Genomic DNA, 19,196 nt, shown 5'->3' with positions numbered 1-19,196 from the left:
AGTCCGATGTCCTTGGGGGGATGCGTTATGGGATTGCAGCGACGCGGTGCAGGCTGTCGCTGCGATCGCGTCTGTAGTGCGCCACCTTGTCAGCGTCCAGATCGACGGCGATACCCGGACCTTCTGGAACGGTCAGGGCAAAGTCGGAATACCGGATCGGATCTGCAAGGATTTCATCCTTGAGCAGCAGCGGCCCGAACAATTCGGTGCCCCACTCCATGCTCTCTATCGTGGAGAACACCTGCACCGCAGCGGCGGTGCCGACCCCAGCCTCAAGCATTGTGCCACCATAAAGCCCGATGCCCGCTGCCCGGGCAATCGCTATCACCTCGGATGCGCGTTTCAGGCCACCTGACTGCGCGATCTTGACAGCAAAAGCATCGGCAGAGCGATCCGCTGCCACAAGCAAGGCGTCTTCGGGACCTTGCAAAGCCTCATCCGCCATCACCGCGATTTCATAGGTGTCCGTCAATTGCTTCAGCGCCTTGAGGTGTTTGGAACCGATGGGTTGTTCGACAAGATCGACGCCGATCTCCTGCAATCCCGACAGGCCCCAGCGCGCTTGTGAAATGGTCCATGCCTGATTGACATCGACCCGGATGCTGGCGTCGTCCCCAAGCGCCGATTTGATCGCCGCAACATGGGCGACATCATCGCGCACCGAGCGTTTTCCGATCTTGAGCTTGAAGATGTTGTGCCGACGCAGCGCGATCATGTCTTTTGCTTCGGCAATATCCTGATCCGAATTGCCGCTCGCCAAGGTCCAGGCAACGGGCATCGTTGTCCGCACTTTGCCGCCAAACAACTGGGCGACCGACACGCCCAGCCGCCGCCCGAGGCCGTCCCAAAGCGCTGTTTCCACCGCGCACCGCGCAATGGGATTCCCGCGCACGACCTTTTGCATGAGGTTGGTTGCGGCGTTCACATCGTCGCCATTCAGACCTTCGAGGGTTGGCGCAATGTAACGATCAATCGCCAACTTGATGCTTTCGGGGCTTTCGGCGCCATAGCTCATGCCGCCGATAGACGTACCTTCGCCCAAGCCCTTGGACCCGTCGGAAAACCGCACCTGTACCAGAACGATTGACTGCACCATCATCGTTGTCATCGACAAGACATGGCCCCGGATCGTGGGAATATCGACAATTGTTGTCTCTATGCGTTCAATTCTGGTCACGGGGCCTACCATCCGTCGCTGTATCATTGGCCAGAGGGTCGCGCGCGCGGTCGAATAAGTCCAATACTGGGATGGTCTTGGGTGATACCCAACGCTTATGGTCAGACACGTCAAAGCCTGCCGGTCGTTCTTGGTGTGGCGTGCCTCATGACGACATCCATACATTCCGCCATACGATGTCGCGGTCCGTTGGGGTGTTGATTTCATCGCCGACGGAAATCGCAGGACATTGCCTCTATGACAACTTGGGCGGCCAGATGGAATGAAACAGCCATCCCAAAGGGTTGGCGGGATGAACTTGTCGAGACAAAGACAAGTCTTGCACTAATCCAGACCCTTGGCATGTCAGGCGGCGCGCGTTTTATGAGAGACGGCCGGAGGCAAGACGTATCTTTGCGTGGCGCTCTCTTGTTGCGCTGTGCGGGTGCCAACTCCGTCTTGGTCTGCGGGGGCTAGTGCCACCCGACGCGAGGTGCGGCGGGGATCATATCGTCAGGGCGTGACCTGATCATGTCGTGGTGTTCACGGCGGATGGCGACAAAGTCAGGATCTTCGAAGCGGTTGACCTTTTCCTGTGGGTCGTCCTGAAGATCGTAGAGTTCGCCTGTCTGCGTCCGCAGGTCCATCGACATGCGGTAGCCTGCGCTGCGGACCGTCATCAAATCCATGTCCACGGCTGAGCGCAGACTGTCCACCCCGTATTCCGACAAGGCAAAGTCTCGGCTTTCCGCGCCCGTCCAAAGTCCGCGCCAGGACCGGCCATGGCCGCCAGCTGCATCCAAGCCAGCCATATCCGCGGCAGTGGCCAAGACGTCCACCGAACCGACGGGATCGTTGATCACACGCCCGGATGGAACGTCCGGTCCCTGTATCAGGCAGGGGACCCTCAGCAGTCCATCATACATCATCGGACCTTTCAGCAGCAGACGGTGATCACCCAGCCATTCGCCGTGGTCGCTGATGAAGATGACGTAGGTGTCGTCCAGTTCTCCGGCTTCTTCCAGCGCATGCAGGATTCGTCCGACCTCGTAATCGACGCAGGAGATCATACCGAAATAGATACGGGTGATGTCGCGCAGGGCGGACTCGGTCAGGTCCCCTTTCTGGCCCCAATCGACGCCGCCTGCGTTATGTTCTGCGCCTTGTTTGATCGGCTTGGTGCGGTCTTCGACGAAGGCGCGATGCCACCAAGGGCGCTTGTCCAGATCAAGGTCGCTGTGTTTGGCGATGGTCACATCGTCGGGGCCGTACATGTCGCACCACGGTTGTGGGGCCAAAAAGGGTGGATGTGGATCGGGGAAGGAAACCCAGGCCATCAACGGTTCCGCGCCCTTGTTGCGGATCATCTCGACAGCGCGGTCCCTGATCCACGGCGAAGAATGCCAAGGGGCCTCCAGACCAGAGCGCCAAGCCTGAAAATGGTCGGTGTCCGGTGTCAGGCGAACCTTGGCCCGGTCCCAGCGGTCTTGCCCGTGGCCGCCCTGATCCAGCCAGTATTCGTGATGCAGCGCTTCGGGTGGGTCGTACCATTGCGTATGGTGATGCGGGCGCAGCATCATCTGGACATTGTCAAAGCCCATGTAGCTGCCGCGCCAGTCGGGGGCGAAATCCTTTGCGCTCTTGTAGCACTCTGGCCGTCCGGTGGGGGCAAAGGTCTGTTGACTGGAAAGATGCGCCTTGCCGATGAAATGCGTGGCATATCCCGCCTTGCCAAAGAGACCGCCCAGACCGGCCTTGGCCAAAGTCTTGTCCAGGTCGCGGCCATTGTCCCGGACGCCGTGGCTGTAGGGCAGCTTTCCGGTGAGGATAGAGGCGCGCGCCGCCTGACACATCGGATGTGGGGCGATGCAGTTGGAAAACCGCACGACGTTTGTTCCGATCCGGTCGATATTCGGCGTGCGCACGCCGCGTCCCTCGGGTCCGATGCAATCGCCACGGTGCTGATCGGTTGAAATGAGAATGACATTGGGTTTTCGGTTCATCGCAAAGGCCTTTCTCAAGAAGGGCGCGCTGGACGGGGTACATGGCAACCCGTTCGAGATCGTGGTGCCTGTCATCATCGGGGCGGGAATGCCGCGCTCATAGCGATCAAGCGCCCCCGTCGCCCCTTTGGCACCTTCGGACATTGTGCCAATCCACAAGGTCCTATCGGGACCTGCGATCATGTCGTTCAACCTGTTGCCGTCGATCTCCGGTTCCGGGTCGTGCAGGCGGCGCATGTCGCCCGTCTTGGGATCGACCCGTCCCAACCCGCGCGCCGAGGCGATCAACAGTCCACCTGTCTGATCAAGGGCGAGGGCGCTGATCAAATAAGGCATGGGCAGGTCAGAAGAGGCACCCGTGCGCGGGTCGAAGCGATGCAGCCGTTCGCCGGAAAAATCGGTCCACCACAGGTATTCCCGCCCCGGATCCCACAACAGGCCCTCACCACAACCGGCCTTGGCCGGGTCCATACAAATCGGTAAGCTCATCTTAGCACTCCCGGCAGAATAATGTACGAAACTGCATAAATCATGCGCGAATGGGTGGGCAGCCTTGACGCCACAAATTCTTCGGCTGACGATCAGATATGAGCACATCAGGCCCCATTGCCCTTGCGGCGGACAAAGACGAAAGCGGCACTTCGCCCACGTCCATCTATGATGCAATCCGCCACGATATCCTGACCGGCGTGCTTGAAGCGAACGCGCGGCTCAAGATCTCGGAACTGGCCAAGACGCACAACACATCCACCAATCCCGTGCGAGAGGCGCTTCAGCAGTTGCGCGGCGAAGGGTTGGTTTTGTTCACGCCGAACCAAGGGGCCAGAGTGCGGCCCATCGACATGGACTTTGTACGCGACGTGGCTGAGGTCGGCTATCAGCTTGCACCCTACCTGTTGCGATTGTTCGTTGAAACCGCCAGCGTCGAGGACATTGCCGAACTGGAACGCATCCAGTCCGAGATCGAGTCGCTGAATTTCTCTGACAAGGCACGTCACACCGAGCTGAACCACCTCTTCCACGAAACGATGTATGACCGGCATTACAATCGCGTGGCCTTTAGCGTGTGGAAACAGCACCGCGAAATCCTTGGCTCTATCAGCACGCGGGTGCCGATCGCCATCGGTCGTCAAGAGGCCATCATTCGCGAACACCGTGCGCTGATCGCCGCGATCAAGGCACAGGATGTGGACAAGGCGGTGGCTGTCCTGAACCAGCACATTCAGGACGCGGGGCGTCACGTGGTGGACCAGTTGAGGATCAATCAAACCCGGTCGGCGCGAAATCGCAATGAGTGAGGGCGGTTGCTGTGTCCCGTCGGGGGCCGGTCAGGACAGCGTGCTTGCCCGCCCCGACATCCCGCCCGACCCGAAGGCGCATCTGCGCAATTGCGTCCACGTTCCCGGCGGCACAGCGTTGTTGGGAACCGATCAGCCGTGGATCGCACAGGATTTCGAGGGGCCGCTGACCCGCAAGACGGTCCCGGACCTGTGGTGGGAAGCCGGTGCAATCAGCGTCGCGCAGTTCCGCCGCTTTGTCGCAGCCACCGGCTATCGGAGCGTGGCGGAACAACTGGGCTGGTCGTTCGTCTTTCACACCCATGTTCCGGGCGGCGCGGAACACACCTTGGGGGTAGAGGGGTTGGAATGGTGGCGGCGTATCGACGGTGCCACCTGGGCGCAGCCAGCGGGCCCCGACGGTCCTGCCGCGCAAGATGACCTGCCGGTTACACATGTGGCGTGGGAAGACGCCCGCGCCTTTGCCAGTTGGGCCGGGGGGCGACTGCCCAAAGAGGTCGAATGGGAACATGCCGCGCGCGGTGGTCTTGGCGATGTGCCGTTTCCGTGGGGCGTAGACGAGCCGACGGATGAAAATGCCCACAGGCTCAATATCTGGCAGGGCCATTTCCCAACGCATGACACCGGCGCAGATGGCTATACCGGGCCGGCCCCTGTTCTGGCATTTCAGCCAAATGGCCATGGGCTGCACCAGATGGTGGGAAATGTCTGGGAATGGACGGCAGAGCCGTTCCGTGCGCGCAGCGTCTCATCGGCGGCGCGCCAGATCAATGCGGCCGCTAAAGGAAAAAAGCTGCTCAAGGGCGGATCGTTCCTGTGCCACCGCAGTTATTGCTACCGCTATCGTATTGCGGCGCGCACGGGAAATACCCCGGACAGCACCAGCGGCCATACAGGGTTTCGTGTGGTCTATAGCCGGGCACCCTGATCACATCGGGCCGTGGTTGTGCTGTTCGCTCCGGTCCCGCCCGTCGATGTCGCTGCCGACCAAAGGGGGATGACCGGGGCCAGCCAGCCAGTCAAAGCGGCGCACATGCAGGTCCTGTTGCACGTCACTCAGTCGCGTGTCGTCCGTGCATTCTGCCGATCGGTCTCCAGATCGGAGAATTCGGCAGTGTCGTATGGGCTTCAGACATATTTCTAAGGCGCGTCTCGGATACAACGAAACTGGAACTGTCAGCCCGGAAAGGCATCTTATGCGAAATCGCGCAACCGGCGTCCGACCGTCAGAAACTGCGTGCTGATATGCACGGTTCCGCATCCGTGGCACGAACAATCATCGGGATGCGCAGCACTTCATAGTCGAAGAGAGGCCCCTTGTTGACCCATCCATGCGGGCCAAGCATTTCTATGTGATCGGCGGTGAAGGTGATCAGTGCAGCGTCTCTCCGTCATTTATGGTCCAGAACGCCTATATCGAACATTAAAAATACTAATTAATGTAAGGTTTAGAAGGTTTGTACATTTCTGGTGGAGAGAGATTTTACCAGGAGAAGCCGCCCTTGGCCGCAAACACGCCAAGCCCCGCAACTGCATCGCCCACCGTGTTGCCCTGTTCGGAAGAACAGCACGCTGTCATAGCCGCGATCGACCCGATCCTGGCGCGGGTCGGCGGACGCAATCAGTTACTCTTGCGGATCGAGACCGAGGATGGCTCTGTCATCAAATGGTGACTGTTCCCAGCCCTGAAGGGGAAGAGATGGATAATTTACGATAAGCACGCAGTGCGCTGGCGTCCGGACTGGCCGCATTGGCCCTGAGTTTGGGCCTTGCCGGTCTGTTTGACGGAGTATGGTCAGGCGCGCCTGTTCGACGATCTGGTCGCGGCAGGCAATCTGGCCCCGGTCGAAGACCGTCTACCCCCCCCGGACGGGTTCATTTCACGGCTTCTGTGCCAAGGATGCCAAGGGCCGCAAAAGGTCGGGCGACAGGGCCGCTGTTTGGATTTGCTGATGAAGCCCATGGTCGAGCAGACTTTCTCTGCGTCCTTGATGGCTTGCTGATTGAGCGGGAAGCTCCACAGCGAGTGAAGGAGATCACGCCGGAGAGGCGTAAGAGGTTACGCCCTGCTGTCGAGGCCGAGGTCAAGTCAGGGCGGTTATTCAGCGACAGTACGAAAGCCACGAAGTGCTTGGGCTCGATCTCGTCGCTGCGCATGTCCGCGATGTCGATTCCTTCCGAACAGTTCGCAGGACCTGAGCCTTGGTGTCGCCGATCTCGCACATGGACTCTGCAATGATCTGTCGATGGTATCGTCCAGAATGACACGCTCATCGCGCAGTGTGACGCGCTTCTCGTTCCGGGTCTCGACTGACCGCCCGCCGTGATGTCCTCGTCATTCTCTCGCTCACGGTTCTTGGCCCACGTCTCAGCCGTCTTGCGCTTGTCGACCTGCCGGGATTCACTGACCCCTGCCTTGCGCCGGGTGATCTGAACAAGGTATGCCTTCGATCCATCCCCGTGGGTGCGTTCTCTGATGCTCGTCATCTCATATGACTCCGCTAGATTTCGTATGACTTAACGTAGGTACATGGGGAAAATGAGCTGAAATGGTATGACTTGATGAAGCAAGAAAGTTCAGCAAAACCAAATGCATTGAGGGCCTCTCGCCTATCGGTGGCCCCGATGATGGACTGGACGGACCGGCATTGCCGGTACTTTCATCGTCTGATGTCGGGGCAGGCCTTGCTCTATACTGAGATGGTGACCGCGCCCGCGTTGGTCCGTGGGGGGGCGCTGCATCTGTTGGACCACGCGCAAGAGGAGCACCCCGTGGCGTTGCAGCTGGGCGGATCGAACCCGGCGGAACTGGCGCAGGCGGCGCGGTTGGGGGCCGCGGCGGGCTATGATGAGATCAATCTGAATTGCGGCTGCCCGTCGGACCGGGTGCAATCGGGCACGTTCGGCGCGGTGCTGATGAAACACCCGCAGACGGTGATCGACTGCGTGAGTGCCATGCAAGACGCGGTGGATGTCGAGGTTACGGTGAAATGCCGCATCGGCGTCGACGATCAGGATGCCGAAACCGTGCTGCCGGAATTCCTTGCGCGGCTTGGGGCCGTGGGCTGTTCACGCATCATCATCCACGCCCGCAAGGCGTGGCTGAAGGGGCTCAGCCCAAAGGAGAACCGTGATATTCCGCCGCTGGACTATGACCTGATCCGCCGGATGCGCGCGCTGTTTCCGCATCTGCACCTATCGGTCAATGGCGGTATCACGGATCTGGATCAGGTTCAGGGGTTTCTGGACGATGGTCTGGACGGCGTCATGGTCGGCCGCGCTGCCTATCACCAGCCCTGGGACATTCTGGGAGAGGCGGATGCCCGCATCTGGGGGCAGCCAAACGACGCCAAGACGCCCGAGGACGTGGCCCGCGCCATGTTCCCCTATATAGAGGCGCACCTGAGCGCGGGCGGCAGGCTGAATCAGATCACCCGTCACATGATGGGTCTTTTCGCGGGGCGTCCCGGCGCAAGGCGCTGGCGGCAGATCCTGTCCGAAGGCGCGAGCCGTGACGGCGCGGGGCCGGAACTGTTGGAACGCGCGCTTTCTCACATCGGATCGGCAAAGGCAGCCTGACATATGGATTTCTCTATACTTCTGCCCCTCGTGGGCATCCTCGTCGTGGCGGCCGGCTTTGCCGGTATCCTTGCGGGTCTGTTTGGCGTGGGCGGCGGGATCATCCTTGTGCCTGCCTATTACTATGTCTTTTCGGCGCTGGAGTTTGACGGGCCGCAACTGATGCAGGTCTGTCTTGCTACCTCTCTGGCCTCGATCATCGTCACGTCGACCCGGTCCGTGATGGCGCATAACAAACGCGGCGCGGTGGATTGGGATCTGCTGCGCCGCTGGGCACCGGGGATCGCGTTGGGCGCGGTGCTGGGGGTACTGGTGGCGGCACGGCTGCGGTCGGACGCATTGGCGCTGATCTTTGCCGTTCTGGCGACGATTGTCGGTCTCTACCTTGCCTTTGGACGCAAGGACTGGCGGATCGGTCCACAGATGCCGGAGGGCGGGACACGTGGCGTGCTGTCGCCGATGGTTGGATTCCTGTCTGTCCTGATGGGGATCGGTGGCGGCAGTTTCGGCGTGCCGTTGATGACGCTTTACAGCGTGCCGATGCACCGGGCGGTGGCGACGGCGGCGGGCTTTGGCCTGCTGATCGCGGTGCCTTCGGTGATCGGCTTTGTCCTTGTCTCGGTTGATGGTGCGCCACCCTGGACGCTGGGTGCGGTGAACGGACCGGCCTTTCTGATCACCGTCTGCATGACCTTCCTGACGGCCCCGCTGGGCGCGCGTCTGGCCCATGCGCTGCCGGCGCTGGTCTTGCGCCGGGTCTTTGCCGGGTTCATCCTGTTGGTTGCGGCCAACATGATGCGAGAGGCGCTTTGGGGCTAGGCGATCTGGATACCCTTGGCTGGGCGCGGTTTGCGGCCAGCCCGCAGACGCTGGCATGGGCGCGGGCGGCGCGGGACGTCGGGCGTGAGGTGCTGGCCGATCCTGTGATGCGCGCCAAGTGGCTGCAATGTCAGGGGACTTGGTTTGTCGGCGTCGATGCGCTGCCCACGTCCCCCGACGGCAGCATCGGGGGCGTGCCGCTGGCCGGTCCGGCCATCGACAGGCTGGGGCCTTTGCCCGCCCTGCATCCCGCGCAACTGTCCGTGACCTTTCCGGGCTATCCAAAACGGCGCGGGGGCGAAAGCGATGCAGGTTTTCGCTATCGGATGCTGCGGGACGCGGCGCATGTCGATGGGATCATCGCCGAAGGACCGGACCGCCGCCGCCGCATTCTGGAACCACACGCCTGGATTCTGGGCCTGCCGCTGACCGAGGCTGATCCGGAGGCCAGCCCGCTGGTGGTCTGGGAGGGCAGCCACACGGTGATCCGCGCGGCGCTGCGCGCGGCGCTGGAGGACTATCCGCCCGAGGACTGGGGCGGTGTCGATGTGACCGAGGCCTATGCCGCCGCGCGCCGCGCCTGTTTCGAAACCTGCCGCCGGATCACGCTGCCCGCCGCGCCGGGAGAGGCGATCTTGCTGCACCGGTTGGCGTTGCACGGTATCGCGCCGTGGCAGGAAGGGGCCAGAGCCGCCCCCGAGGGCCGCATGGTGGCCTATTTCCGTCCACTGATCAGCGGCAATGTTCCGGGTTGGTTGCAGCCCTAAGTTGCAATGGCGCTCGTGTCTTTGCGCGTTTCGTGATCAAAGATACCGTTTGGGCAAGAATTGTCGCCACTTTCGGAACAGTCGAAAAAATTTGTTTCAATATGAGATGTTTAAGTGTCCACTCGTCCCCTGAAATCCTGTGGGGGGACCATTTCCATGATTATTCTTATGTCCATTTTGCCGCTTTTGCTGCTTGGCCTTGTGCTGGGGGACTCCGGTGACGACGGCGGGGGCTCCGGTGGCGGCGGCTCTGGCGGCGGCACAGATCCTGATGCGCCCACCATGGGTGACGATGAGATCACGCTGGGCGGCGACGATGACTTTATCGCCGCGCTGGCCGGGAACGACTTTGTGCTGGGCGGCGCGGGGAACGACGATCTCAGGGGCAATGCCGGGAACGATACGCTGTTGGGCGAAGAGGGCGATGACAGCCTGTCCGGCAGCATCGGCGAAGACAGTCTGGACGGTGGTCCGGGCGCTGACGTGCTGAGCGGTGGCAGCAATGACGATGTCGTCGCGGGGGGCGCGGACGACGACGTGCTGACCGGCGGCGCCGGTGACGACACGTTGCTGGCAGGGGATGGCAACGACGTGGTCGATGGCGAAGACGGGGACGATTCCGCCTCTGGCGGTGCCGGTGACGACACCCTCAACGGCAACGGCGGCGACGATACCCTGAGCGGCGATGACGGGCAGGACATCCTGACCGGCAGCACCGGAGAGGACAGCCTTGATGGCGGTGCCGGGGACGACACCCTGAGCGGCGGCAGCAACGACGATGTTCTGGCGGGCGGGCTTGGCAACGATGTGCTGACCGGCGGTGCGGGCAACGACATCGCCGGCGGCGGCGAAGGCGACGACAATATCGACGGCGGTGATGGCAACGACGTGATCGACGGGGACGAGGGCGACGACACCCTGACCGGCGGCCTTGGCAACGACGTCATCACATCCGGCTTTGGGTCTGACGTCATCGACGCCGGTGAAGGCAACGATCAGGTCTTTATTGACCGGCCGTTTGTGTCCTCTCCGCTGACGGACGCGAACGTGGTCGATCTGGGCCCCGGCAATGACCTGATCAATGTCGATTCGGCCAATGTCACGGTCGAGGGCGGCGAAGGGAACGATGTGTTCGAGCTGTTCTCGACCGGCGACTATACCGTCGATGTCGATGGCGGTCCGGGCGATGACAGCATCGGCTCATCTGGGGTCAACGCCATTGTCTTGGGCTTTGAGGGTGTTCTGCGAGGCGGCGACGGAAATGACGAGATCTATGCCGTGGGCGATGTCGAGATCTACGGCGACGCCGGGGACGATCTGCTGGCGGGACCCATCGTGTACGGGGGCGAAGGCGAAGACACGCTGGATGCGCTTGGATCGGAATATGGGCCGGTGTTCGTCGATTTCGTATCTGGCGAGGACGTGATTGCCTTCGATGTGTTCGCGGACGATCTGGCGGACGCGGAGGTGACTATCGTCGATAACCCGGCGGGGTCTCTTTACCCGGTCGAGGTGCAGTTGCGCATAGACGGGTTCCTGGTCGAACAGGTCCAGGTCGGCGGTCCGGTCGCCTTGACGGATGTTGTCGTCCAGACCGGCGGCTTTGCCTAACCCTGACTTTTGAGGCGGGCCGCGCGCCCGCCTCTGCGCTTGCGCAGGCGGCCAGAGCGGTTCGCCAGATCGTCCATTACTTCCCGCCGTTCGTCATGGGACATGTTGGACCACAACGTGATCTCGCGCGCGGTGCGCAGACAGCCGGTGCACAGCCGCTCTTGCGGATGGATCACGCAGACCTTCACACAGGGGCTTTCGATCTCGTTGCGGTGCCAGATATCGTCTTTCATCATGCCTCTTTTCAACCTTCGTCCGGAGTACCGAGATGGCGCATCCGGTCAAGGGCCCCTTGCAGGATATAGGCGGCAGCGACGTGATCTATGACCTCGGAGCGACGTTTTCGCGTCGTATCCGCCTCTAGCAGGGCTTTTTCCGCGGCCACGGTGGACAGACGTTCATCCCAGAAACCGATCGGGCCGGGCCAGAGCGCGGAAAAATTCCGGGCAAAGGCGCGGGTGGATTGGCAGCGCGGACCCTCGGAGCCGTCCATATTGCGCGGCAGGCCGAGGATGACGCCACCGATCTCACGGGCGTCGAGGATTTTCACCAGTTGCGCCGCGTCGAGCCCAAATTTCTTGCGCTTGACGGTCTCAAGCGGCGTCGCGACAGAGCGAAACCTGTCCGAGACCGCAACGCCGATGGTGCGGGTTCCCAGATCAAGCCCGGCAAGGGCAGACATGGGCGCAAGATCGGCCACAAAATCCTCGATGCTGTCGTGAATCATGGCCACTGTGTCCCATCTGGCAGGCGCAATCCGATAGAGCGCCTTGCGGCGCGCAGGGTGTCTCGGCCCCGGCCTTTGGCCGGTGCCTCGGGGCAGGGCGCGCGGGGCGAGGGCGGAGGTGTCAAAGGATCAGTCCGCAATCCCGGCCCGCTGCGCCGCGCCCTGCAAAAGCGCAAGCGCCTTGGGGCTGGCCCCAAAGACGGTCTGCGCCTCGGTGTAGATCGCGCTGGCACGATCCGTCTCACCCAGAACCCCCAGCGATGAGATCAGCCGCGCCCAGTCCTCGACCGGTCCGCCTTCTTCGGCAAGCCGCTCTGACAGTTGACTGACCATGCCTCGGATCATGTCCTGCCGTTCCTCGGGCGTCATGTCCGCTGCGGCGGCGACATCGGCCTGACTGGGACCGGGGGCCGCACCGGCCAGTTTGGGCATCTGGAAGTTCTGCTCACCCGCCAGAAAGGCAAGGTCCTCGATCTGGTCGGTGATCGGCCCGACCCAAGGATCCTGCGCCGAGCTTTCGCGCAACAGCTTGTTCCACATGCGAAAGCCGACGTCGGGCCGGCCAACCTGCGCCATCATCAACCCGCCGTAATAGCGCGCCACACCGTTTTCCGGGTCCCGTGACAGGGCCTGTTCCAACACGATCTGTGCCTGCGGCGAGACATAGCCGCCCGCAGCAAGGATCATCATGTCGGCCAGATCGGTGTAATCCTGCGCGGTGGCCGCATCGCCTTTGAGCCGGATGATCTGCGCCTGTGCCTTGTAGGCGGCGGCGAAATTGCCAAGCGCCGCTTCGGACCGGGCCAGCAGGACATGGCCCTGCATGTCGTCGGGCCGCTCGGCGACAGCACCGCGCAGTCGGTCGACAAGTTGCAGGTACTCGGGCGCGGCGTCGGGCGCGGGCCTTGGCGGCACGCGCGCCTCCATCGCCTCTTGCGACACGCGGCTATTCAGCGCTTCTTCGGCGCGGGCCAGACGTGTCTTGAGCGGGGCATCGCCGTATCCCGGCGCGCCGATCCAAGTGTAGAGGCCAAAGCCGCCCCCCACCACCACCAGAGAGATCACCGCCGCCAGAGCATAGCCCAGCACGCGAGGCTGCACTGCCTTGTCATCGCTGGCCTGCATCTTGGCGTCGGCCCCCAGCAGGCGGCGCGAAATCTCGACCCTGAGGCGTTCGGCCTCGTCCTCCGGGATCTTGCCTCGGGCGGCGTCTGCCTCGACCTCTTTGAGCTGGTCGCGGTACACCTCCAGGTCATAGGCCTCTGACGGGCCGGTCGCCCGCCGTCCGCGCAATAGCGCCAGAACAAGCGCCGCGGCTGCCAGCACGGCGGCTGTTCCTGTCACGATCCAGAATAGCGTCATGGGCCTCCCTTTCCTTCGTCCTGACTTAAGCCGCGGACGGGCCGGAAAAAAGGGCAAAAGCCCCGCATGGCGCGCCATGTCGCAACTGTAAGGTATTGTGACGGTTGCACACACCTGCACATTGGCGTTTGAGTGCATCACTCCCGAAACGGATGAACCGGATTCGAGCCTCATGAAACGTTATTCCGCCTTTGCCATCGCCCGCGAAGCCTTCTTTGGTCACAAGCACTGGGAACGCGCCTGGCGCAATGCGCAGCCCAAGAAACGCTACGACGTTGTGATCGTCGGCGCGGGGGGGCATGGCCTTGCCACCGCCTATTACCTTGGCAAGAACTTTGGCATCACCAACGTCGCGGTGATCGAAAAGGGCTGGCTGGGCGGCGGCAACACCGGCCGCAACACAACCATCATCCGGTCGAACTATCTACAGGACCCGTCGGCGGCGATCTACGAAAAGGCGCGCTCTCTCTATGAGACGATGAGCCAGGACCTGAACTATAACGTCATGTTCAGCCCGCGTGGCGTGATGATGCTGGCGCAGACCGAACATGAGGTGCGCGGCTATCTGCGCACGGCCCATGCCAACGCGCTGCAAGGGGTCGAGACGCGGTTCATCACCCCGCGTGAGGTCAAGGAGATCGTGCCGATCATCAACCTCGCCGGGCCGCGCTATCCGGTGCTGGGCGCGCTCTGGCAGGAACGGGCAGGGTCTGCCCGACACGATGCGGTGGCTTGGGGCTATGCGCGGGCGTGTTCGGCCATGGGTATGGACATCATCCAGAAATGTGAGGTCACCGGCGTCCGCCAAGAGGGCGGGCGCGTCACCGGCGTCCAGACCACCAAAGGTGACATCGGTTGTGAGAAACTGGGCATCGTGGTGGCGGGGCACTCCGGCGATCTGGCCGATATGGCGGGCTTTCGCCTGCCACTGGAATCGGTGCCGCTGCAGGCGCTGGTGTCAGAGCCGATCAAGCCGATCATGAATTGCGTTGTCATGGCCAACACCGTGCACGGCTACATGAGCCAGTCCGACAAGGGGGAGATGGTCATTGGCGGCGGCACGGATGGCTACAACGGCTTTACCCAGCGCGGATCGTTCCACCACGTCGAGGAAACCGTGCGCGCGCTGATCGAAACCTTCCCGATGCTGTCGCGCCTCAAGATGTTGCGCCAGTGGGGCGGGATCGTGGATGTCACCGGCGACCGCTCTCCGATCCTGTCCAAGACGCCGCTGGAGGGCTGTTTCATCAACTCTGGCTGGGGCACCGGCGGGTTCAAGGCGATCCCCGGCTCTGGTTGGGGCTTTGCCGAACTGATGGCCAAGGGGCATTCGCCGCTGACCGAAGAGTTCAGCATGTGGCGCTTCCGCGATGGCAAGTTCATCGACGAAAGCGTGGCTGCGGGGGTGGCGCACTGATGTTGTGTGATGCGCATCTTGTTGCCGACCCTGCGCGCGGGCGATGGAACCCGGACGCGGGCCAAGGCGTTCCTCTGTCAGATCGCAAAGTCGAGATGACATCAAAGGAGGGCTCCCCATGTCGGACGCCACGCACAACAATACGACCACAACCACGACCAGTGACACCGGCGGAAACTCCGGTCTCGCGTTCATTGTCGGCATTCTCGTGGTTGTCGTCGCGGTCCTGTCCTACGTTATCTTTTCCGGTGACATCGGGTCGCCTGCCGCGGATGGCGGCGGCGCGGACCTCAACATCACCGTGCAAAGCGAGGGCGCGCCTGCCGTTGACGCGGCCCCGGACGCAAAACCTGCGGGCAGCGACTGACGTCACTGGTCCGTTTCGGGCCGGCAGTATGGCCGGGGTGCATGCGCGCCCCGGCCTTTTCGCGTCCCGTCCCATGTTACCGAACACGTCACCGAAGGAGGCTCTGCCATGCTGATCCTCAATTGCCCTTACTGCGGCGTTGCGGCCGAAGAAACCGAACTGCACGCCGGGGGCGAGGCGCATATCACGCGCCATGGCCCCGATGCGTCGGATGACGATTTCGAAACCTACCTCTTCACCCGCGAGAACCCCAAAGGCGTGCATTTTGAACGCTGGCGGCATGTGAACGGCTGCGGCAAGTGGTTCCACGCGGCGCGCTGCACCATGACGATGGAGGTCTTCGGCACCTACCGTGCGCAGACCTTTCAACCCCCGCAGGACCTGCTGGACAAGATCACCGCCAAGCGCCCCGGCTGGTCGTGGAGGGATCTGTCCTGATGTTTCTTCTCTGTAAAAATACCCCTCTTTCCACCCGCCAGACAAACGTAAAGGCCTGAGCCATGAGCATCCGTCTCGCCAGTGGCGGCCGTCTGATCGACCGCAATTCGACTGTTAAATTCACTTTCAACGGCAGGTCCATGACTGGCGCGGACGGCGACACGCTTGCCTCGGCGCTGTTGGCAAATGACCGGATGCTGGTCGGGCGCAGTTTCAAATACCACCGTCCGCGCGGCATCGTTGCCAGCGGGGCAGAGGAACCCAACGCGCTGGTGAACCTTGGGCAGGGCGTGCATCACGAACCCAACCAACGGGCGACCACGACGGAACTGTTCCCGAACCTCGTCGCGACCTCGCAGAACCACTGGCCGTCGCTGGACTATGACATTGGCGCGCTGAACGGGTTCTTTGCGCGCTACCTGACCGCGGGTTTCTACTACAAGACGTTCATTCACCCGCGCCCGTTCTGGAAGCACGTTTACGAACCCTTCATCCGCCAGTCGGCGGGACTGGGCAAGGCACCGGACCCGGAAACGCGCGATCCCGACACCTATGAGCATTTCTACGCTTTCGTTGACGTCCTTGTGGTCGGTGGCGGCGTCGCCGGTTTGCAAGCGGCCAAGGCGGCGGGCGAGTCCGGGTCCAAGGTGCTGCTGTTGGAACAGACTGCCCACTGGGGCGGGCGCGCGCCGGTTGATGGCGGTGAGATTGACGGCATGTCGCCCGACGACTGGGTCAAGACAACCGTGCAAGCCCTTGAAGACATGCCAAATGTCACGATGCGCACGCGCAACATGGGGGCGGGGGTTTATGACCACGGCTATGTGCTGGGCTATGAGCGTCTGACCGACCATCTGGCCAATTCACGCGGCCCGCGTCACCGTTTGTGGCGCATCCGCACCAAGCAGATCATCAACGCCACCGGCGCAATCGAACGTCCCTTGAGCTTTGCTGGCAATGACGTGCCGGGTGTGATGCTCGCCTCGGCGGTGCGCGACTACCTTGTGAACTACGGTGTCGCGGCGGGTGAAAAGACCGTGGTCGTGACCAACAACGACGACGCCTATCGTACTGCCATCGCTTTGAAAAAGGCGGGGATGACGGTGCCTGTGGTGATCGATGCCCGCGAATTCGGCGGCGGCGCGCTGATGGAAGAGGCCAAGGCGCTGGGCATCCGGGTCGAGACCGGGCGCGCCATTGCCAAGGTCAAGGGCGGCAAGCGCGTGACCGGCGTCGTGCTCTGCACAATGGCGGGCGGCGGTGCGCTGCTGGAAGAAATCAAATGCGATGCGGTCGCCATGTCAGGCGGCTGGTCGCCGGTGGTGCATCTGTGGTCGCATTGCGGAGGCAAGCTGACTTGGGACGACACGCAGGCCTTTTTCCGGCCCGATCCCGCCCGCGCGCCGACCAGCCACGATGGTGAGGCGTTTGTCACCTGTGTGGGCAGTTCCAACGGCTATCTGCGCCTGAACGATGCCTTGGAAGATGCTGATACATCGGCAAAATCCGTGTCCAAGGCCGCAGGGGGAAAACCCCGCCGCTTTGCCGCGCCCAAGGCGACGGGCGCCGATGAGGCGGCGATGATGCCGGTCTGGTTGATGCCCGCGAATGCGTGGGACGACCTGCGGATGAAGACCTGGCTGGATTACCAGAACGACGTCAAGGTGTCCGACGTGCAACTGGCCGCCCGCGAAGGCTATGAAAGCGTCGAACACACCAAACGCTATACCACCCTGGGTATGGCGACCGATCAGGGGAAACTCAGCAACATCAACGGTCTGGCGACGCTTGCTGGATCTTTGGGTGAGGCGATCCCGCAGGTTGGCACCACCACCTTTCGCCCGCCCTATACGCCCATCAGCATGGGGGCGATTGCCGGTGAGGCGCGCGGTGAAATCTTTCAGCCTCTGCGCAAGACGCCGCTGCATCAATGGCACATGGACAACAACGCCCATTGGGAACCGGTTGGCCACTGGCGTCGTCCGTATTGTTTCCCGCGCGCAGGCGAAACCGTGGAACAGGCCGTTCATCGCGAGGTGCTGGCCACCCGCGACAGCCTTGGCCTGCTCGACGCCTCCACCTTGGGAAAGATCATCGTCAAAGGGCCGGATGCGGGCCGTTTCCTCGACATGCTGTACACCAACATGATGTCGACGCTGAAACCGGGCAAATGCCGCTACGGTCTGATGTGTTCTGAAAACGGTTTTCTCAGCGACGACGGCGTGGTGGCGCGCATAGATGAGGACACCTTCCTGTGCCACACCACCACCGGCGGCGCGGACCGTATCCATGCCCATATGGAGGAATGGCTGCAAACCGAATGGTGGGACTGGCAGGTCTATACCGCCAACGTGACAGAGCAATACGCGCAGGTCGCCGTGGTCGGCCCCAACGCGCGCAAGCTGCTGGAAAAGCTGGGCGGCATGGATGTGGCCAAGGAAACGTTGCCGTTCATGGGCTGGGCCGATGGCACGCTGGCAGGTTTTCCGGTGCGGGTCTATCGCATCTCCTTTTCCGGCGAACTGAGCTATGAGATCGCCGTGCCCGCGCATCTGGGCCGGGCCTTTTGGGACAGGGTTCTTGAGGCCGGGGCGGAGTGGAACGCAACGCCCTACGGCACCGAGGCGCTGCACATCATGCGGGCCGAAAAGGGGTTCATCATGATCGGCGATGAAACCGACGGCACGATCATCCCGCAGGATCTGGGTCTGCACTGGGCGATCTCGAAGAAGAAAGAGGACTATCTGGGCAAGCGCGCGCAGGCCCGTAGCCACATGGCCGACCCGGAGCGCTGGCAGCTTGTGGGGCTGGAAACGCTGGACGGCTCTGTTCTGCCGGACGGAGCTTATGCCGTGGCACCGGGCAAAAATGCCAACGGCCAGCGCAACACCCAAGGGCGCGTGACCTCGACCTATCATTCGCCGACGCTGGGCAAGGGGATCGCGATGGGGCTGGTCAAACACGGACCCGACCGCATGGGCGAGGTCATCACCTTCATCGGCGACGATGGCGAGACAGAGCACCCGGCCCGCATCGTCAACCCGGTCTTCTTTGATCCCGAAGGGGAGAAGCAGAATGTCTGAACCTGTCCTGCCGCTGGGCGGCGCCAGCTTTGATGGCCTTGTCGAGGTGCGCGAAATCGGACCGCAGGGGATGATCACCCTGCGCGGCGATCTGTCCTCGCCCGAGGTGATTGCCGCGGTGACCGACCTGACCGGGCAGCCAATGCCTGATCTGCGCGGTGCCAATACCACCGGAGACACCGGCCTGCTCTGGATGTCACCGGATGAACTGCTGATCCTTGTGCCCTACAGGCAGGCAACCTCGGCGGTCGACCGTCTGAATACCGCGCTGGCGGGACAGCATTGTCTGGTCGTCAACGTATCGGATATGCGGGCACTGTTCCAACTGCGCGGAACCCAGATCCGCGACGTGCTGGCCAAGCTGGCCCCGGTCGATTTCGCCGCAGAGGCACTGCCCGCAGGCGAATTGCGTCGCACGCGGTTTGCGCAGGTCGCCGCCGGTGTTTGGCTGGTGGACGACACCAGCGCGCGGGTTTTCTGCTTTCGTTCGGTGGCGGACTACATGCTCAACCTGCTCAGCACGGTGGCCGATCCGGACAGTCATGTTGGCTTTCACGTCAAATAATTTC

Annotated in this window: 18 protein-coding genes; 12 read left to right on the top strand and 6 right to left on the bottom strand. The window is 62.3% G+C overall.

Going from position 1 to position 19,196, the window contains the following annotated elements; translation table 11 throughout:
- Positions 1-25: 25 nt before the first annotated feature.
- Both VOI21_RS21850 and VOI21_RS21845 read right to left on the bottom strand, forming a co-directional pair.
- Complete coding sequence (locus VOI21_RS21850) at positions 26-1,177, bottom strand: muconate/chloromuconate family cycloisomerase (RefSeq protein ID WP_323772084.1); 1,152 nt, start codon at positions 1,175-1,177, stop codon at positions 26-28.
- 452 nt (positions 1,178-1,629) lie between these two features.
- On the bottom strand, positions 1,630-3,648 hold the full coding sequence (locus VOI21_RS21845; protein ID WP_323772083.1) for a sulfatase-like hydrolase/transferase: 2,019 nt from the start codon (positions 3,646-3,648) through the stop codon (positions 1,630-1,632).
- Between the two features lie 98 nt (positions 3,649-3,746).
- Here VOI21_RS21845 and VOI21_RS21840 point away from each other — a divergent pair, with 98 nt between their 5' ends.
- Both VOI21_RS21840 and VOI21_RS21835 read left to right on the top strand, forming a co-directional pair.
- Entirely contained in the window at positions 3,747-4,457 is a 711-nt protein-coding gene (locus tag VOI21_RS21840; protein WP_323772082.1) for a GntR family transcriptional regulator, read from the top strand.
- On the top strand, positions 4,450-5,385 hold the full coding sequence (locus VOI21_RS21835) for a formylglycine-generating enzyme family protein (RefSeq protein ID WP_323772081.1): 936 nt from the start codon (positions 4,450-4,452) through the stop codon (positions 5,383-5,385). The genes VOI21_RS21840 and VOI21_RS21835 overlap by 8 nt, the downstream gene beginning before the upstream one ends.
- Here the strand turns inward: VOI21_RS21835 and VOI21_RS21830 are convergent, their stop codons facing one another.
- Complete coding sequence (locus tag VOI21_RS21830; RefSeq protein WP_323772080.1) at positions 5,386-5,508, bottom strand: hypothetical protein; 123 nt, start codon at positions 5,506-5,508, stop codon at positions 5,386-5,388.
- Between the two features lie 451 nt (positions 5,509-5,959).
- Between VOI21_RS21830 and VOI21_RS21825 the strand changes: the two genes are divergently transcribed.
- The 5 genes from VOI21_RS21825 (at position 5,960) to VOI21_RS21805 (ending at position 11,233) form a co-directional block, all read left to right on the top strand.
- Complete coding sequence (locus tag VOI21_RS21825) at positions 5,960-6,130, top strand: hypothetical protein (RefSeq protein ID WP_323772079.1); 171 nt, start codon at positions 5,960-5,962, stop codon at positions 6,128-6,130.
- 889 nt (positions 6,131-7,019) lie between these two features.
- Positions 7,020-8,036 carry a tRNA dihydrouridine(20/20a) synthase DusA gene (gene dusA, locus VOI21_RS21820; protein ID WP_323772078.1) on the top strand — a complete coding sequence of 339 codons (1,017 nt, stop codon included), beginning with the start codon at positions 7,020-7,022 and terminating at the stop codon, positions 8,034-8,036.
- Positions 8,037-8,039: 3 nt separating this feature from the next.
- Entirely contained in the window at positions 8,040-8,855 is an 816-nt protein-coding gene (locus VOI21_RS21815; RefSeq protein ID WP_323772077.1) for a sulfite exporter TauE/SafE family protein, read from the top strand.
- Positions 8,846-9,622 carry a hypothetical protein gene (locus VOI21_RS21810; RefSeq protein ID WP_323772076.1) on the top strand — a complete coding sequence of 259 codons (777 nt, stop codon included), beginning with the start codon at positions 8,846-8,848 and terminating at the stop codon, positions 9,620-9,622. The genes VOI21_RS21815 and VOI21_RS21810 overlap by 10 nt, the downstream gene beginning before the upstream one ends.
- 156 nt (positions 9,623-9,778) lie before the next feature.
- Positions 9,779-11,233, top strand: coding sequence for a calcium-binding protein (locus VOI21_RS21805; protein ID WP_323772075.1), 1,455 nt, complete (start codon positions 9,779-9,781; stop codon positions 11,231-11,233).
- On the opposite strand, the gene VOI21_RS21800 is transcribed toward VOI21_RS21805, so the two are convergent.
- The 3 genes from VOI21_RS21800 to ccmI form a co-directional block, all read right to left on the bottom strand.
- A complete protein-coding gene (locus VOI21_RS21800; protein ID WP_323772074.1) occupies positions 11,230-11,466 on the bottom strand; it encodes a DUF1289 domain-containing protein in 237 nt (78 codons plus the stop codon). The two genes, VOI21_RS21805 and VOI21_RS21800, sit on opposite strands and share 4 nt — an antisense overlap.
- 11 nt (positions 11,467-11,477) lie before the next feature.
- Positions 11,478-11,960, bottom strand: a complete 483-nt coding sequence (gene ruvX / locus VOI21_RS21795; protein WP_323772073.1) for a Holliday junction resolvase RuvX — start codon at positions 11,958-11,960, stop codon at positions 11,478-11,480.
- Between the two features lie 129 nt (positions 11,961-12,089).
- Positions 12,090-13,322 (bottom strand): c-type cytochrome biogenesis protein CcmI, encoded by a 1,233-nt coding sequence (gene ccmI, locus VOI21_RS21790; RefSeq protein WP_323772072.1) that lies wholly within the window; start codon positions 13,320-13,322, stop codon positions 12,090-12,092.
- A 172-nt stretch (positions 13,323-13,494) separates the two neighbouring features.
- On the opposite strand from ccmI, the gene VOI21_RS21785 reads away from it, so the two are divergent.
- The 5 genes from VOI21_RS21785 (at position 13,495) to VOI21_RS21765 (ending at position 19,192) form a co-directional block, all read left to right on the top strand.
- A complete protein-coding gene (locus tag VOI21_RS21785) occupies positions 13,495-14,739 on the top strand; it encodes a sarcosine oxidase subunit beta family protein (RefSeq protein WP_323772071.1) in 1,245 nt (414 codons plus the stop codon).
- Between the two features lie 118 nt (positions 14,740-14,857).
- Positions 14,858-15,106 carry a hypothetical protein gene (locus VOI21_RS21780; protein ID WP_323772070.1) on the top strand — a complete coding sequence of 83 codons (249 nt, stop codon included), beginning with the start codon at positions 14,858-14,860 and terminating at the stop codon, positions 15,104-15,106.
- Positions 15,107-15,214: 108 nt separating this feature from the next.
- Positions 15,215-15,544, top strand: coding sequence for a sarcosine oxidase subunit delta (locus VOI21_RS21775; RefSeq protein ID WP_323772069.1), 330 nt, complete (start codon positions 15,215-15,217; stop codon positions 15,542-15,544).
- A gap of 62 nt (positions 15,545-15,606) precedes the next feature.
- The gene (locus VOI21_RS21770; RefSeq protein ID WP_323772068.1) at positions 15,607-18,627 is read left to right on the top strand and encodes a sarcosine oxidase subunit alpha family protein; all 3,021 of its coding nucleotides are present in this window, start codon (positions 15,607-15,609) and stop codon (positions 18,625-18,627) included.
- The gene (locus tag VOI21_RS21765) at positions 18,620-19,192 is read left to right on the top strand and encodes a sarcosine oxidase subunit gamma (protein WP_323772067.1); all 573 of its coding nucleotides are present in this window, start codon (positions 18,620-18,622) and stop codon (positions 19,190-19,192) included. Before VOI21_RS21770 ends, VOI21_RS21765 begins: the two co-directional genes overlap by 8 nt.
- Positions 19,193-19,196: the final 4 nt, after the last annotated feature.

It is taken from the genome of Antarctobacter sp. (genome assembly GCF_034670325.1).
GTDB lineage: Bacteria > Pseudomonadota > Alphaproteobacteria > Rhodobacterales > Rhodobacteraceae > Antarctobacter.
This window is presented reverse-complemented; position numbering and strand designations above follow the sequence as displayed.